The sequence below is a fragment of the Paraburkholderia dilworthii genome (assembly GCF_000472525.1).
GTDB classification, from domain to species: Bacteria; Pseudomonadota; Gammaproteobacteria; order Burkholderiales; family Burkholderiaceae; genus Paraburkholderia; species Paraburkholderia dilworthii.
In genome coordinates, this window is the sequence record NZ_AWZT01000002.1 from 325,873 (window position 1) to 340,461 (window position 14,589).

General features: G+C 63.3%; 14 protein-coding genes and 2 pseudogenes. 8 read left to right on the forward strand and 8 right to left on the reverse strand.

The window, feature by feature from the left end:
• Positions 1-159: 159 nt before the first annotated feature.
• From F759_RS0105210 to F759_RS42810, 3 genes are all read right to left on the reverse strand, one after another.
• Entirely contained in the window at positions 160-771 is a 612-nt protein-coding gene (locus F759_RS0105210) for a flavin reductase family protein (RefSeq protein ID WP_027798923.1), read from the reverse strand.
• Positions 746-1,615, reverse strand: a complete 870-nt coding sequence (locus tag F759_RS0105215) for a class I SAM-dependent methyltransferase (protein WP_027798924.1) — start codon at positions 1,613-1,615, stop codon at positions 746-748. The genes F759_RS0105210 and F759_RS0105215 overlap by 26 nt, the downstream gene beginning before the upstream one ends.
• Before the next feature lie 133 nt (positions 1,616-1,748).
• A complete protein-coding gene (locus tag F759_RS42810) occupies positions 1,749-1,916 on the reverse strand; it encodes a hypothetical protein (RefSeq protein ID WP_154670902.1) in 168 nt (55 codons plus the stop codon).
• Between F759_RS42810 and F759_RS42000 the strand changes: the two genes are divergently transcribed.
• Positions 1,908-2,105 carry a hypothetical protein gene (locus tag F759_RS42000; protein WP_152530588.1) on the forward strand — a complete coding sequence of 66 codons (198 nt, stop codon included), beginning with the start codon at positions 1,908-1,910 and terminating at the stop codon, positions 2,103-2,105. The genes F759_RS42810 and F759_RS42000 overlap by 9 nt on opposite strands.
• Here the strand turns inward: F759_RS42000 and F759_RS0105225 are convergent.
• Positions 2,083-2,622, reverse strand: coding sequence for a GNAT family N-acetyltransferase (locus tag F759_RS0105225; protein ID WP_027798926.1), 540 nt, complete (start codon positions 2,620-2,622; stop codon positions 2,083-2,085). The genes F759_RS42000 and F759_RS0105225 overlap by 23 nt on opposite strands.
• A gap of 274 nt (positions 2,623-2,896) precedes the next feature.
• On the opposite strand from F759_RS0105225, the gene F759_RS0105230 reads away from it, so the two are divergent.
• From F759_RS0105230 to F759_RS40610, 7 genes and pseudogenes are all read left to right on the forward strand, one after another.
• Positions 2,897-3,145, forward strand: a complete 249-nt coding sequence (locus tag F759_RS0105230; protein ID WP_027798927.1) for an acyl carrier protein — start codon at positions 2,897-2,899, stop codon at positions 3,143-3,145.
• A complete protein-coding gene (locus tag F759_RS0105235; RefSeq protein ID WP_027798928.1) occupies positions 3,142-4,398 on the forward strand; it encodes an acyl-CoA dehydrogenase family protein in 1,257 nt (418 codons plus the stop codon). Before F759_RS0105230 ends, F759_RS0105235 begins: the two co-directional genes overlap by 4 nt.
• Entirely contained in the window at positions 4,398-5,471 is a 1,074-nt protein-coding gene (locus tag F759_RS0105240; RefSeq protein WP_027798929.1) for an amino acid--[acyl-carrier-protein] ligase, read from the forward strand. Before F759_RS0105235 ends, F759_RS0105240 begins: the two co-directional genes overlap by 1 nt.
• Positions 5,468-6,553: a DUF1839 family protein gene (locus F759_RS0105245; RefSeq protein WP_027798930.1), complete on the forward strand. Its 1,086-nt coding sequence runs from the start codon at positions 5,468-5,470 to the stop codon at positions 6,551-6,553. The genes F759_RS0105240 and F759_RS0105245 overlap by 4 nt, the downstream gene beginning before the upstream one ends.
• A gap of 41 nt (positions 6,554-6,594) precedes the next feature.
• The gene (locus tag F759_RS0105250; RefSeq protein WP_027798931.1) at positions 6,595-9,261 is read left to right on the forward strand and encodes a glycosyl hydrolase 2 galactose-binding domain-containing protein; all 2,667 of its coding nucleotides are present in this window, start codon (positions 6,595-6,597) and stop codon (positions 9,259-9,261) included.
• 629 nt (positions 9,262-9,890) lie between these two features.
• Positions 9,891-10,625 carry a Crp/Fnr family transcriptional regulator gene (locus F759_RS0105255; RefSeq protein ID WP_006048767.1) on the forward strand — a complete coding sequence of 245 codons (735 nt, stop codon included), beginning with the start codon at positions 9,891-9,893 and terminating at the stop codon, positions 10,623-10,625.
• 36 nt (positions 10,626-10,661) lie between these two features.
• Positions 10,662-10,882, forward strand: a pseudogene (locus F759_RS40610) (undecaprenyl-phosphate glucose phosphotransferase); the annotation flags it as partial.
• 305 nt (positions 10,883-11,187) lie between these two features.
• Here F759_RS40610 and F759_RS0105270 read toward each other — a convergent pair.
• The 4 genes and pseudogenes from F759_RS0105270 to rlmB form a co-directional block, all read right to left on the reverse strand.
• Positions 11,188-11,610: a helix-turn-helix domain-containing protein gene (locus F759_RS0105270; protein WP_027798934.1), complete on the reverse strand. Its 423-nt coding sequence runs from the start codon at positions 11,608-11,610 to the stop codon at positions 11,188-11,190.
• A gap of 459 nt (positions 11,611-12,069) precedes the next feature.
• A pseudogene (locus F759_RS37250) lies at positions 12,070-12,486 on the reverse strand (glycosyltransferase family 4 protein); the annotation flags it as partial.
• A gap of 525 nt (positions 12,487-13,011) precedes the next feature.
• Positions 13,012-13,707 carry a ribose-5-phosphate isomerase RpiA gene (gene rpiA / locus F759_RS0105285; RefSeq protein WP_027798937.1) on the reverse strand — a complete coding sequence of 232 codons (696 nt, stop codon included), beginning with the start codon at positions 13,705-13,707 and terminating at the stop codon, positions 13,012-13,014.
• Between the two features lie 67 nt (positions 13,708-13,774).
• Positions 13,775-14,518 (reverse strand): 23S rRNA (guanosine(2251)-2'-O)-methyltransferase RlmB, encoded by a 744-nt coding sequence (gene rlmB, locus F759_RS0105290; protein WP_020065733.1) that lies wholly within the window; start codon positions 14,516-14,518, stop codon positions 13,775-13,777.
• Positions 14,519-14,589: the final 71 nt, after the last annotated feature.

Genomic DNA, 14,589 nt, shown 5'->3' on the forward strand with positions numbered 1-14,589 from the left:
CCTGACAGGGTTATCCCTCTGAAGAATTGTTTCTTCCCTGTAACGCGATACGTCCCGATGGGCCATAAGCTTGCGTTTCAAGCATGCCTTCAGCGCGGACTTTGCATCGTGCGAAGACGCACGTAGCAGGGCAATTTGTCTGAGCGCAACAGCACCGCATCAGTCATGGTTCGCCGCAAGAGCCGGACCCGATTCAGGGCGCTCGCCATGCACGCTTGCCGGCAAGGCGCCTGCAACAGCCGTGAGACGCGAGCCGGCCATCGACGCATAGCGGCCGCCGAAGAAGAGCAGCGGCGCGTGCTCATCGAGCGAGAACACCAGCACCTCGCCGACGAACAACGTGTGGTCGCCGCACGGATGCCGGTCCACGACGCGCGCGGCGAAGCGCGCTGCCGCATGTTCGAGCAGCACGACGTCCGCGAGTCCATCGACGGCAGCAAAGCGCGGCGCGAGCCGGCTCTGCGGCTCGCCCGCGAAGTGGCGGCTGTGCGCCTCCTGGGCCTCCGACAACACGCTCACGCCGAAGAACGCGCAGTCCATCAGGCGCTCGTGCATGCGCGCTCGCTGTCCGACCGACACGACGATCAGCGGCGGCTTGAGCGATCCGGACATGAAGGCGTTGGCTGTCATCGCGTGCAAGCGCTCGCCGCTGCCGGTCGAGATCACCACTACGCCGGTCGCAAAGCGGCCGAGTGCACGGCGAAAGCGCCGCTCGTCGAAGTCGGCCTCGGCCGCGTGCGGGTCGTCAAGTGGATGTGCCTGGGCGTGCATGGCCGTTCTCCTGATCGAAGCGATACGCCGCGAGCGGCTTGTGCGCGATGAAGTGAAACCACCACGCGTCGCTGTCCTCCACATCGTCGGCAATCGGGTTGCCGTCGCTACTGCCGAACACCACATCGCATTGCAAGCCGATCTGCGCGAGCTGCCGGCGCTGTTCGCCAAGCGTGGTGTAGACGATCACGATGCCGAAGTTGTGAGCCGCCGCTGTCTTCACCGCGTAGCCGCCATAGTCGCGATTCAGCTTGACGTTGCGCACGTAGTTCAGCGTGCCGAGCTGGAAGCGGCGCAGCGAGCGCAGCGTGCGCCAGCCAAGCCTGAGCGGATTGAACGTGAATTGCGGCAGCAGTTGCCAGATGTTCTCGCGATAACCCGGGCCGCCGCGATTGTGCGATGAGAACAGCACATAGCCGCCAGGCCGCACCACGCGGCACATCTCCTCGAGGATCTTCACGCGGTCGTCGTAGTCGACACAGTCGATGCCGTTCCAGCTAAACGCTGCGAGCCCGTAATGATCGGACGGCAGTTCCGACATGTCGCGCGCATCCATATGCCGCAAGTCGCAGCCGGGATAGCGCGACTTCGCCATTTCCAGCAGCTTTGGCGTGTAGTCGACGCCGGTGTAGTCGTTCGAGATCGCGAGCATGGGCGCAATCGTGCGGCCAGTGCCGATACCGATATCGAGCAACGGCGCCGCCGCACAGCGCGGTGCGAGCCACTCGAATGCGGCTTTTTCGCCGGCGTCGGAAAAGATCTTGTCGGCCGTCAAAACGCGCTCCGCGTCGCGCGAGTTCCACGCGACGCGATTGATACGGTCCAACTCGGATTGACTGTTCACGGCACTCCTCCAGCGGTATGGGAGTGCGCCGCAAAGGTGATGAATGTCCGCTCACCAAACGGCGCCCTGGTAAGCAGACTGGAAGAGCACGTCTCCATTCGCGCGACGTGTGCGCCGCTTTTCCGCGAATGGATCACGCTTCCCCCGATACACGAAACGCGCGCGCATGCTTCGCAAGCCATTGCGCCGCAGGCGCACGCAGCCCGCGGCATTGCGCAAAGAGAGAGTCGCCGGCTTCAGCGGCTCCGCTGAAGCGCTGCTCGCCGACCTGACTGCGATAAATGACTTCGGAATGGGACATCACGTTTTCCTGCGCGCTCGCGGACAGAATCGCGTGGTCGGTGCGCTCGCAAAACGCCACTCGAACACGACGCAGACGCCGCAATCCGACGCCATGCACTCCGAAGTATTTCTCGAGTTCGTCGACGCCATCATCGAACGCGCCGTAAAGAAGGCGACCGGCTCCATCACAACAGTTCAAACGTGTTGACAAGCGCCGCGCGATTGCGATCGCGCTCGCGGCGCCGCAGTTCAGCGAGCGGCTGCGAGCCACGCATCTGCCGCGCGAGACCGATGAACGGAACGCCCTGTTCGAGATACGGACCGCCCGTCTTACGAAACCCGAATTGCTCGTAGAACTCGCGCAAGCCAAGCGGCGCGCTGACACGGGCAGCGCGTCCTGGCCAACGCTCGGCGATGGCTTGCAATACGCGTTCGACGAGCATTTCCGCTGTGCCGTCGCCGCGCCGCAGCGGGCTCGTCAACACCTTGTCGATGGTAATCCCCGGATCTTCCGCGTCGCCGGGCTGCACGCGAGCATACGCAAGGATCGGCATGGGCCGCGCCATGTCCTCCACGGCGAACACATGCAGCGAGCTTTCGTCGCGGCCATCTGCATCGAGGCAGACATGCGACTGTTCGACGACGAACACTGCGCTGCGCGCCCGCAAGATCAGATACAGCTCGCGTGCCGAAAGCTGCTCGAATTCCAGCGTTTTCCAGTTCATCACGTTCCCCAGCGGATTCTTTAATGTGCAACGCGGCCGGCATCCGATGACGTCCTCGCGGGCCGCGCTCGACATGCGGGGCGGCTCTGATGGCTACACGTTAAGGCCGCGATACGCCCGTTTCCGTGCGCCATCGCACTGACGCCAGGCTTTGCCGATTCTTAAATACGAGGCACCGCATAGCGCATTGCGTTGCGCGCAAAAATCGATCACATGCGTTTGTCTACGTCGGCGAACGTGAAGAGACCGCTGTACAACAGAGGGGTACACCACCATGAAAAACACATTGCGACGCATCCTTTCCGAATCGGCCCGCCTCGATGTAGCGCCAGAGAGCCTTGCAGACGACGCGGATCTGTATGCCGCGGGCCTGTCGTCGCTCGCGACCGTGCATCTGATGCTGGCCATCGAGGACGAATTCGGCGTCGAGATTCCGGACCGCATGCTCACGCGCCGGCTCTTTTCGAGCATCGATTCGATGGCCGCCGCCGTCACGGAACTACAACAGGCGAAAGCAGCATGAACGCCCCGCTACTAGATCCGGCTACGCCGGCGGCATCCACCGCACCCGCGGCATTGACCGCAATCGAGCCTGAGCCCGGCTGGCGTGCGGCGGCGCAACGCTGCGCCGCGATCGCCGCGCAGTTCGCCGACAGCGTCGACACCGACGCCCGCTTTCCCGGCGAGGCGTTCGAGGCGCTCAAGCGCGAGCGCCTGCTGTCGGCGATGGTGCCTGCCGCATACGGCGGCGCAGGTCTATCGCTCGCCGACATTGGCGCAATCTGCGAAACGCTCGCGCAAGGCTGCGCGTCCACCGCGATGATCTATGCGATGCATCAGATCCAGGTCGCGTGTATCGACGAGCATGGCAGCGACTCGCCGTGGCACCGTCGGTTGCTCGCGCAACTACCCGAGCATCAATGGCTGTTGGCGTCGGCAACGTCCGAGGAAACGATCGGCGGCAATATGCGTACGAGCGCTTGCGCGGTTGAGCTCGACGGTCAGCGCTTTCGCGTCGAAAAGCTTGCTCCGACGATTTCGTATGGCGCGCATGCGGACGCCATTCTGGTCACCGCACGCCGCACCGCCGAGTCGGCTGCCGCGGACCAGGTGCTGATCGTCGCGTTACGCGAAAACACGCTGCTCGAAAAACGCGGCGTGTGGGATTCGATGGGTATGCGCGGCACTTGCAGCGAGGGCTTCAGGCTCGTCGCCAGCGGACTTGCCGAACAGATCCTGCCGACGCCGTTCGCCGAAATCGCCGACCAGACCATGCTACCGGTCTCGCACACGCTATGGGCGTCGGTATGGACGGGTGTGGCCGTCGATGCGGTGAATCGCGCGAAGGCGTTCTTCCGGGCCCAGGCGCGTTCGAAGCCCGGCGCTGTTCCGCCCGCCGGCATCCGCCTCGCGCAAGCCGTCGGTCTGTTGCAGATGATGCAGGCGCGTCTTTCCGTGGCGCTCGACGCGGCGCGTGCAACGCATGCGGCACGTCTGAACGAATCGCAGGCCGACGCGCCGCTTGCCGCGATGCTCGGCTTCGCGTCCGACATGAACACGCTGAAGACCAGCATCTCCACGACCGCACTGGATATCGTGCACGAAGTCATGATGATCTGCGGCATGGCCGGGTACAAGAACGGCACGCCGTATAGCGTGGGACGCCATTTGCGCGACCTCTATTCGGCACCGCTCATGATCAATAACGATCGCATCGCGCAGAACACGGCGAGCCTGCTGCTTGCGCAGCGTCCCGCCGCACCGGGGAGAGCCTGATGAATAAGATGACCGATATCGCAGCACTGACCACCGCAGCGAATGGCGATGAACTCGTTGCGCCGAGCTTTCGTGACGAGTTGCTGGCCGCGGGCCTGCTGATCGACACAGGCGAGAACGGACTGTACGGCCGCAGCCAGCTTTTCGAGGACGTCGTGGATCGACTGAATGTCGCCATCACGCACCTCGGAGCCGATCAGGATCCCGAAGTATTGCGCTTTCCGCCGGCCATGCGCCGCACGGACTTCGAGGATAGCGAATATCTGAAGAGCTTTCCCGATCTCGCCGGCACGATCCACTCGTTCTGCGGTAACGACATGGGCCACCAGCGCCTGTTGCGAGCGCTCGACGACGCGATGAACGAAAGCGACGACGATCGCAGCGACGCGTGGATGGCGCAGCAGAAGCCCACCCGCATCGTGCTGACGCCAGCCGCCTGCTATCCGATCTATCCGGTAATGGCGCGGCGCGGCCCGTTGCCTGTCGGCGGACGCACAGTCGACGTGCTGTCGTATTGTTTTCGCCACGAGCCCTCGCTCGATCCTGGCCGCATGCAGATGTTTCGCCAGCGCGAATATGTGCGGCTCGGCAACGCGCAAGACGTAATGGCGTTCCGCCAGATGTGGATCGAACGCGGCTCGCTGCTCGTCTCCCTGCTGCAATTGCCCGTCGAAGTGGATCTCGCCAACGATCCATTCTTTGGGCGCGGCGGCAAGATCGTCGCCGATAGTCAACGCGCGCAGGCGCTGAAGTTCGAACTGCTGATCCCGGTCGCGAATCCGGGCAGCAAGACCGCGTGCCTGTCGTTCAACTATCACATGGATCACTTCGGCGCAATCTGGAAGATCGCCTGTGAAGACGGCACGGTCGCACATACGGGCTGCGTCGGCTTCGGCATGGAGCGCATCACGCTCGCCCTCTTCCGCCATCACGGGCTCGACGTCCAGGCGTGGCCCGACGACGTGCGCGCGCTGCTGTGGGGCGATACAGAAACGCGCGTCGCGCACGGCATGGCGCGGATGCGGACGCAGGCGGCGGCTGCCGCTTTACCGGACGCCGGAGACAGCGCATGAATCCATCACTGACACCACTGCCGAAGAACCCGTCGTGCACGTTCCAGTTGCCGAGGCAACGCGCATTGCCCGCTAACGGTGCCGCCGTTTCGTCGCAAGCCGCGGCACTTCGCGCAACCGAGGCGCGCCCACGTCGACATGAGCCGCACCCGTTGCACCAGGGCGAGCGCGTATGGCAGGAAACCAATTGCTATGTGGACCTGTGGATCGAATTGCTGCACGGCTTCGGCCTCGATCCCCGCGCCGCGTTCGGCTTCACCGTCACGCAGGACTTCGAGGGCGATCAGTTCACGTTCTTCAAGTTCCCTCTCGAAGACCTGGAGCGGCTCTACGGCACGCAGGTCCAGGAACTCGCGATTTACGACTCGCTGGAAGCACGCGTGCTCGCGCAGACCTTGCGCGGCCACACCGTGCTCGTGGAAGTGGACGGCTTCTATTTGCCGAACACGCGCGCCACGTCGTATCGCCGCGAGCATCCGAAGACTACGGTAGGCATCGACTTCATCGATCCCGACGCGCGCCGCCTCGGCTATTTCCACAACACCGGCTATCACATGCTGGACGGCGAGGACTACGACGGCGTGTTCCGCAAGTCGCCGCAGTTCTCGCAGCAGCCCGATCTGCTGTTCCCCTACGTCGAATTCGCGAAGCAGGCGCGGCCTGCGCTGGAAGGCACGGCACTCGCCGAAGCGTCGGCGGAATCGTTGTGCGCACATCTAGGCCGCCGGCCTTTGAGGAATCCGGTCTCCGAATGGCGCGCCGCATTTCCCATGCATCTGGATATGCTGCTCGAGCGCGGCGAGGCGTTCTTCCATCCGTACTCGTTCAATCTGATGCGTCAGCTCGGCGCAAACTTCGAGTTTCTCTCGAAGTATCTGCTGTGGCTTTGCGCGCAAGGCTTCGACATTCCCGCGACGATTCCCGCCGCCGCACAGCGCATCGCGTCCGAGTCGATGGTGATGCAGTTCCGGCTCGTGCGCGCGATCGCACGCGGACGTCGCGATACGTGCGACGACTGCTTCGACGTGCTCGAAAGCGCTTATGAACAGACACTGCCGCCGCTCGCCGCGCTCGTGTTGTGACGCATGCGCCGCGAGCTCCGGAGACTCTTCAGGAACCCGCCGTGGATGCACTGACGACTGGCCCGGCGCACGCGCAGAATGACATAGGCAGCTCGCCCGCTGCCGCGCTCGACGTTGCATCTGCGCGTGCTCAAACCGGAGGCCCGGCTTTGGAACCGGTGCAAGCCGGGCACGCTGTCGAGCTCGCGCCGGAAAACATCTGGCCGCAGCGGCTCGATACCGGCTGGGAATGCGTGAGCACGCCGGCTGGCGCATGCGCGTCGCCGGACGACTTGCCCGCCGACGGCTGGCTCGCGGCGCACGTGCCGGGCACGGTGGCGAGCGCGCGGCGCGCCGCGGGTCTTTTCGACGCGGCGCATCCCGATCCCCTCGCCTTCGACGATCACTGGTATCGCGTCACGCTGAATGGCAGCGGCAAACGGCGCTTGCGCATGCATGGACTCGCGACCATCGCTGAAGTCTGGCTTGACGGCATCAAACGCCTCGAGTCCGATTCGATGTTCGTCACCCACGATCTCGACATCGAACTGAACGGCAGTGCAACGCTCGCCTTGTGTTTTCGCTCTTTGGCGCCAGCGTTGGCGGCAAAACGCTCGCGCGCGCGATGGCGGCCGCGGCTCGTGTCGCCAGCGACTTTGCGCAACGTGCGCACTACCCTGCTCGGCCACATGCCGGGCTGGTGTCCCTCTGTGCACGCGGTCGGGCCGTGGCGACCCGTTGAGTTATTGAGCGATGCACGTCATGCCGTCGACAACATGGATGTCGTGAGCCGGATCGACGGCGACGACGGCATTGTTTCGCTAACGCTACATTTCGTTCATCCACACGATGCAGCCGCGAGCCGTGCTTCGCTCAGTTGCGGCGGCCACGTTTCGCCGTTGCAATGGAGCGATGCCCGCACGCTGACGGGAAGCGTGCGGGTGCCCTGCGTCGAACGCTGGTGGCCTCACACACATGGGGCGCCCACTTTATATCCACTTGCGCTGCACCTCGATGACAGCGGTGCAATCGCACAGCCGCTCGGCTCGATCGGCTTTCGCGAGATCGAAGTGGAACGCGGCGCTCAGGGCACGCACTTCCAGTTGCATATCAACGGCGTGCCGGTATTTTGCCGCGGCGCGTGCTGGACGAGCGCCGATCTGGTCACGCTAACCGGCACCGAAGCGCAATTGCGCCACGCATTCGAACTCGCCCGCGATGCAGGAATGAACATGCTGCGCGTGGGCGGCACGATGGTGTACGAGTCGGAGATGTTCTACACGCTCGCCGACGAATACGGTGTGCTGATCTGGCAAGACTTCGCATTGGCGAATTTCGACTATCCGAACGATGCGGCCTTCCGCGCCTCCATCGAATGCGAAGCCACGCAGTTTCTCGCCCGCACGCGCCGCTTCGCTGCGCTCGCGGTGCTGTGCGGCGGCAGTGAGGCCGATCAGCAGGCCGCGATGTTCGGGCTGCCGCCTTCGCTGCGCGCGCAAGCGTTATTCGACGAACAGTTGCCCGCGATCGTCGCGCACGAACGGCCGGACGTGCCTTATGTCTGCAACTCACCATCGACGGGCGTGTGGCCGTTTTCGACTAATGAAGGCATCACTCATTACTATGGCGTGGGCGCATATCAACGGCCGCTCGACGATGTGCGCCGCGCGCAGGTGCGTTTTGCCGCCGAGTGCCTCGCCTTTGCCAATGTGCCCGACGACGCCACCTTGCATGAAGGGTCTGGCGCAATCCGTCCACACGATCCGCGCTGGAAAGCCGCGGTGCCGCGCGATCCCGGCGCCGGCTGGGACTTCGACGACGTGCGCGACTACTATCTCCAGACGCTTTATGGCATTGAGCCGGCGCGCCTGCGTTACGAAGACCCGGAGCGCTATCTGGACCTGTCGCGGGCGGTCGTAGCCGAATTGATGGGTGAAGTCTTCGCTGAATGGCGCAGCACCGGATCTGGCTGCGGCGGCGGACTCGTCTGGCAGCTACAGGATTTGCGGACCGGCGCCGGCTGGGGGCTGATCGACGCCACAGGACGGCCCAAAAGCGCGCTCTACGGCCTCGCGCGCGTGCTCCAACCCATACAGGTGCTCCTCACCGACGAAGGCCTCAACGGCCTCGATATCCACCTGATCAATGAGCGCGCCGAAACGTTGTCGGCGCAACTGGAGCTCGTGTGCCTGCGCGACGGCGGCGTGAAGGTCGCCGCGGCGAGCCGCGCGATGCACCTCGCACCGCGTTGCACGGCGCGCATCGCCGCTGCCGCGTGCCTCGGTCAGTTCTTCGACCTGACGCATGCGTACCGCTTCGGCCCGCGCGCGCATGACGTGACGATCGCGACACTACGCGATGCGGCGAGCGGGCGAATCGTTTCTGAAGCATTCCATTTACCGGAGCGGCGCATTGCCGAGCGTCACGATCTCGGCCTGAGCGTGACGGCCGAGCGCACCCCAGACGGCTGGCAGTTGGTGATAGAAGCTCAGCGCTTCGCGCGCTTCGTTCATATCATTGATTCGCACTACCGCGCCGCGCACAACTGGTTTCACCTTCCGCCGAACCGCCCGTGTGTCGTGCCGCTTGTTCCGCTCGCACCGCTTGCATCGCAAAGCGCGCTGGTTGCGCGCACATCCAACGCCGGCTTTAAAGCTGACGCAACATATGCGGCACCCGCCGGCGAGGTCCGTGCGCTCAATGCCGCGTCCCCCACGTTCTACGGATAGTCGCACCTTCTGCCGCCGATGCCTTCGCAACCCGCGTAAAACCACGCGTTGCGCGAACGAATTTGTCTGGAGCGGCCCATCACTGTTGTTTTTCTTGCGACTTCTGAAAACCATAAACGATGAACCGTACGGCAGCGAACGCAGAGCGTTGAACACATCTGAATCAATTCCGGCACATCCCGGACGCGGCGTGAAAGCGCGTCTGGAAAGGCCGGGTCGAACCTGGCGCTTTGCGCGCAAAGCCGCTGTCAGTCGCGGCGAACTCAATTGGATCAAGCACTTGGCTCGTATAAAAACAGCGCCTGGAACCTAGGCCGCCGGGCCGGCCGATGTACAGAATTGAAACAAAAAGCCGTATGTAAGTAGGCGGATTTGCCCGGACGTCGACGCCGCGTCGCACCTGTCAGGCTTCTCCCTATGGTTGGCACAGTCCTCGCTAATAGAGGAACGCAACACCGCGGCGCCGTAGGGGAGCAACGAAAACGGCGCGGCGGCGCATCAAGCTAATACGGGGCCGATTCTGTTCATCCTCCGCTGTTCATAACGCAGCGCACGGTTTAACAAAGGGTGCAGGAATCGGATCAAAAACAGGAAGACGCGAGACCCGCGGCTTCACGCGAGGACCGATCATGTTGACACTTCAATCAGATCTGCACGGTAACCATTTGCTCGGCGCATTGCCGTCCCACGAATGGCAAGCACTTGCTCCGCATCTCGAACTGGTTCATCTGCGCACTGAGCAGCTGCTGTGCGATTCCGGCCAACGTATCCATCATGTGTACTTCCCCACTACCGCGATCATTTCGATGCTCTCGACGATGGAAGACGGCAGCTCGGTGGAAATCGCCGCGGTCGGCCGCGAAGGCATGACCGGCGTGCCGGTGCTCACCGGCGGCGAAACCATGCCAAATCGCGTGCAGGTGCAATGCGCCGGATTCGCGTACCGGATGAGCGCGCAGGCCCTCAAACAGCAATTCGCCCGCTCCGATTTTCTGCGCCGCCTGATGCTGCTCTACATGCACGCTCTTCTCACGCAAGTCGCACAGACCGCCGCATGCAACCGCCATCACGCACTGAACAAGCAACTGTGCCGCTGGCTGCTGATCGAAGTGGACCGCGTCGCGTCGAATGATCTGACCGTGACGCAGCAACTGATCGCCGACATGCTCGGCGTGCGCCGCGAGGGCATCACCGAAGCGGCCGGCAAGCTGCACGACGAAGGCCTGATCCATCATAGCCGCGGGCACATCAAGGTGCTCGACCGCAAGGGGCTCGAAGCCCGCGCGTGCGAATGCTATGGCCTCGTCAAGCGTGAGTTCGATCGCCTTCTGCCGCGTCTGCGCCAGGCTGAGACGGTCGAATAAAACGCGGCGCGATTGGACTAGATCGCAGAGTCAATAATATTCAGGAATACTTCTCGATGCCTCGACGCACTCTTCGTGATTGCGTGGGGCCTGCTCGCTCAGTGGATGCGCTTTTTTCGACGCTCACCGCATTGCCGGACACTGAACGTCTGCTGATTGCGTTCAACTGCGCACTGGTGCTGCTGACGTTCCCAGGTTTCGGCGTGTACGAAACCTGGCGCGACAAAGCCTCGAGCTCGATGCTGGCGAGAGTGGCGCGGAAGAGTCACAACAAGAACAATACGTATGACTACGCTTATGCGTACACGTACACCAAGGTCGATCCGAACGACACTGGCAAGACAGGCTAGCTTGCGTTGCAAGCGGTAGTCTGTTGCGGGCTGCGCCACATGAAGGCGCGGCCTTTTTTATTGCGCCGCGCGATGGACGATTGGAACGTTAAGGCTTCGGCAGACGTGCCACCGGCGGCATCAAAGCCGCCGAGGCAACGCGAACGACACGCCTTCAGTGAAAACGGCAGCGCCGGTTGATCGCACAACGTCCGCGCCGCCCGGCTGCTGCTTTATAAAAACGCGCTCACGTCCGTCTGAAAACGCTGTGCGAGGGCCTTCGCAACCTTCTTGCTGATCGAACGGCGGCCCGCGAGGATGTCGCTTACCACGGTCGGGGATGCGATGCCCATCAGGTCCTTCTGCTTGAGGCCGTGTATTTCCAGCAGATGCCGCAACACCTCGCGCGGCTCCGCATCGGGAAGCGTCACATTCCGCACTTTCCAGTTGCGCACGAGCTCCGACACGATTGCGTGAAGATCGGCAAGCGGATCGTCTTCCTTGCCGTTCAGGTAATCGGCAAGCGCACCGGCGAGCTGAACCATCGTCTGGTAGTCGTGCTCGTTGCGAATCGGGGTAATGGGCAACTGGGCTTGCAGCGCGGCCCAGCTTTGAGTGATGTCGGGAAAAGATCCCGGAAGGCGATCGGCATTCATGAGTTTAATTCTTCCTCGTCCAAAGGTCGTGCTTCGCATGCGTCATCGGATGACGAACGAATAACGACTGCCTGTTGTAATGAATCGCCGCGACAATTCGTTACCGGTTGCCGCCTGCGTCGTATGTCGTATCGAGGCGGCACATGATCCACGCCGGCGCCTCCCCCCGATCGCCGCTCGGGTGGCATCGCCCGGACGGCTTGTTTGATGGTGCTGCCCTGCTGAAACGGGACGGATTTGCCGAGCAAGCAAGCTCGCGAAAGCCTCGGCTCATCGCCCCCAACTGCTCTGTGACGCCGGCTTTGCCGGCCGTTCGACTCGTCGGTCATGAGATCGGCGTCGACCCGCTCCACCGCCGCTCTCGCTGCGCAAGACCGCCGCCGCGATTGTGCGCGTGACCTCGGCTATGAACGCGCGGCGAAACACGGCCGCCGAAAATCGCTCGGCGCTCGCACGGCAAGCGGCTGGCGACCTGGGCCCTCGCGTCAATCGTGCTTCGCGCAGATACTGATGCTGCAGGTCACACGCGTAACGCATCCGCGAATGCCCATGACTCACATGCGTTTGATCCGGGCCGACGAGCGCCCCGTTCGCAACCGCATGCGAACTCGTGATGATCGGATCGCAGCCCGTCAGATCGAACTGCTCGATCGCGAGCGGCATCAACGGCAAATACGCGCGATAGTGGCGTCGCGCGAACGGCATGCGTTGAATGAAGGAGAGGGTGACCGGTTTGCCGCGCAGCGGACGGCGGTCTTCGGGAAAGTCGACGAGATTGAAGAGACCGGTGTCGGGAAAGCATTCGATGATCTGCTCGATCACGTCCTCCGCGCCGCCGGGTGCGACCAGCCAGTCGTGCACGATCGCAACTCTCATGATCTCCCATCCTCAGTCAACCCCTCCCGGGCTTAACAACGAGTGTATGTGTCGCGTCGTTTGCTGCGTGTGCGCATGCCCACATTCGACATGCGACGGGATGCGAATAATTGATCATCGCCATTCGCCTGGGAACCCGAGCGTTGCGGACGCGTGATAGTCGAAGGCATGGCCGCGGGCCGCCGTGTGAACGCGGCAGTGGCGGGCGGGGGACGAAGATCGTGCGGCATGCCGCAACGGCTGGTTCGTAAAACCTGGCAAGCGGCGGCGCTCGCCGACGCAATCGTTGTGCCCGCAAAGATCCCGCACTTGCTCATCGATCAGCACCTTGCGCAACAGGCGCTCATCGAAGCGCAAGCGGAGCGCTCAGTCGATCAGTGTTTGCAGCGGATGATGGACGCGCTGACGGCGAAAATGCAGCGGCCCGGAGGAGCCCGGCCAACACTCAGCCGAGCCGCTAGAACGCGTGCCGCCGAATAGACGATGAACGCGTGCGAGCCTGCCTGACACACGCTCGCGCGTTGCTCAGTCCTTGCGGTATTCGATGGTTTGCGCGCCGGTGTCCGTGCCGAGCAGGCACAGATTTGCGCCGCGCCCCGCGAAGAGTCCAACTGTCACGACACCGGGCCACGCATTGATGTGCATTTCGAGCGTGCGCGGATCGGTAATGCGCAGGCCTTTGACGTCGATGATCTCGTTGCCGTTGTCGGTAATGAACGGCGTGCCCTCTTTCGTGACACGCACTACCGGCACACCGCCGAGCGCGGTCACGCGGCGGCCGATTGCGGTGCGCGCCATCGGCACCACTTCGATTGGCAGCGGAAAATTGCCGAGTGTATCGACGAGCTTGGTGGCATCGGCGATACAGACGAATACGTCCGACACCGACGCGACGATCTTCTCGCGCGTGAGCGCACCGCCGCCGCCCTTGATCATTGCGCCGCTGTGGTCGATCTCATCCGCACCGTCCACATACACCGGCAGCGAATCGATTTCGTTCAGATCGAGCACCTTGAAGCCGTGCGATTGCAGGCGCGCGGTGGTGGCGAGCGAACTCGACACCGCGCCGCGGTAGCGCGCCTTGTTGGCAGCCAGCGCGTCGATGAAACAGTTCGCGGTGGAGCCGGTGCCGACGCCGATTACCGAGCCTTCGGGCACGCTGGCGTGGACGTAGTCGGCGGCGGCCTGGCCGACCAGTTGCTTCAGTTCGTCTTGAGTCATGAGGATGCGGGAGCGAGCAGTGAAAGGCCCTAGTTTACCCGGAGTAAGGCCTGGCAACCGGCCGGAATTACTTCTTCACCGCCCGCTGCCTGACCGCCTCGAACAGACATACGCCGCTTGCCACGGATACGTTCAGGCTTTCCACCGTGCCGGCCATCGGGATCTGCATGACGACGTCGCAGGTATCGCGCGTGAGGCGGCGCATGCCTTCACCTTCGGCGCCCATCACGAGTGCAACGGGACCGTCGAGTTCCGTCTCGTAGAGGCTCTTGCTGGCCTCGCCAGCCGTGCCCACCACCCAGACGCCGGCGTCCTTCAGTTCGCGCAACGCCCGTGCGAGGTTCGTCACGGTGATGTACGGCACCGTGTCAGCGGCGCCGCTTGCCACCTTCGCGGCAGTCGCATTCAGGCCGACCGCGCGGTCGCGCGGCGCGATCACCGCGTGAGCGCCGGCAGCATCGGCGACGCGCAGGCAGGCGCCCAGATTGTGCGGATCCGTGACGCCGTCCAGCACCAGAATCAGTGGCGAACCGTTGATGCCGTCGAGCAATTCGGCGAGGTTCTGCGCGAGCGGCATGTCGCCCGCGCGCGCCACCACGCCCTGATGGCGCTCGGTGTGCGCGAGACCCCACAGACGTGTTTCGTCGGCGGCGATCAGACGTACGCCCGCTTCCTTCGCCACGTGCAGAAACTCGGTCATGCGACGGTCCTTGCGCGTCGCGTCGTAATAAACATCTTCGACGGTCGACGCATCGTGCCGGATACGCGCGGTGACTGCGTGGAAACCGTATAAAACCTTGTGACGTGCCATGACTGATACAACCTTTGATTGAGCGCGGCATGAAAGCCGCGCTGCTGTGATGAATATGTGTGCCTGTCCGC

Excerpts from the sequence above, each read along its gene's own strand:
- F759_RS0105235 (WP_027798928.1), top strand. The coding sequence starts at position 3,142 with ATGAACGCCCCGCTACTAGATCCGGCTACGCCGGCGGCATCCACCGCA.
- F759_RS42810 (WP_154670902.1), bottom strand. The coding sequence starts at position 1,916 with ATGTCCCATTCCGAAGTCATTTATCGCAGTCAGGTCGGCGAGCAGCGC.
- F759_RS0105245 (WP_027798930.1), top strand. The coding sequence starts at position 5,468 with ATGAATCCATCACTGACACCACTGCCGAAGAACCCGTCGTGCACGTTC.
- F759_RS0105240 (WP_027798929.1), top strand. The coding sequence starts at position 4,398 with ATGAATAAGATGACCGATATCGCAGCACTGACCACCGCAGCGAATGGC.
- F759_RS0105270 (WP_027798934.1), bottom strand. The coding sequence starts at position 11,610 with ATGAATGCCGATCGCCTTCCGGGATCTTTTCCCGACATCACTCAAAGC.
- F759_RS0105210 (WP_027798923.1), bottom strand. The coding sequence starts at position 771 with ATGCACGCCCAGGCACATCCACTTGACGACCCGCACGCGGCCGAGGCC.
- F759_RS0105225 (WP_027798926.1), bottom strand. The coding sequence starts at position 2,622 with ATGAACTGGAAAACGCTGGAATTCGAGCAGCTTTCGGCACGCGAGCTG.
- F759_RS0105230 (WP_027798927.1), top strand. The coding sequence starts at position 2,897 with ATGAAAAACACATTGCGACGCATCCTTTCCGAATCGGCCCGCCTCGAT.
- rlmB (WP_020065733.1), bottom strand. The coding sequence starts at position 14,518 with ATGGCACGTCACAAGGTTTTATACGGTTTCCACGCAGTCACCGCGCGT.
- rpiA (WP_027798937.1), bottom strand. The coding sequence starts at position 13,707 with ATGACTCAAGACGAACTGAAGCAACTGGTCGGCCAGGCCGCCGCCGAC.
- F759_RS0105255 (WP_006048767.1), top strand. The coding sequence starts at position 9,891 with ATGTTGACACTTCAATCAGATCTGCACGGTAACCATTTGCTCGGCGCA.
- F759_RS42000 (WP_152530588.1), top strand. The coding sequence starts at position 1,908 with ATGGGACATCACGTTTTCCTGCGCGCTCGCGGACAGAATCGCGTGGTC.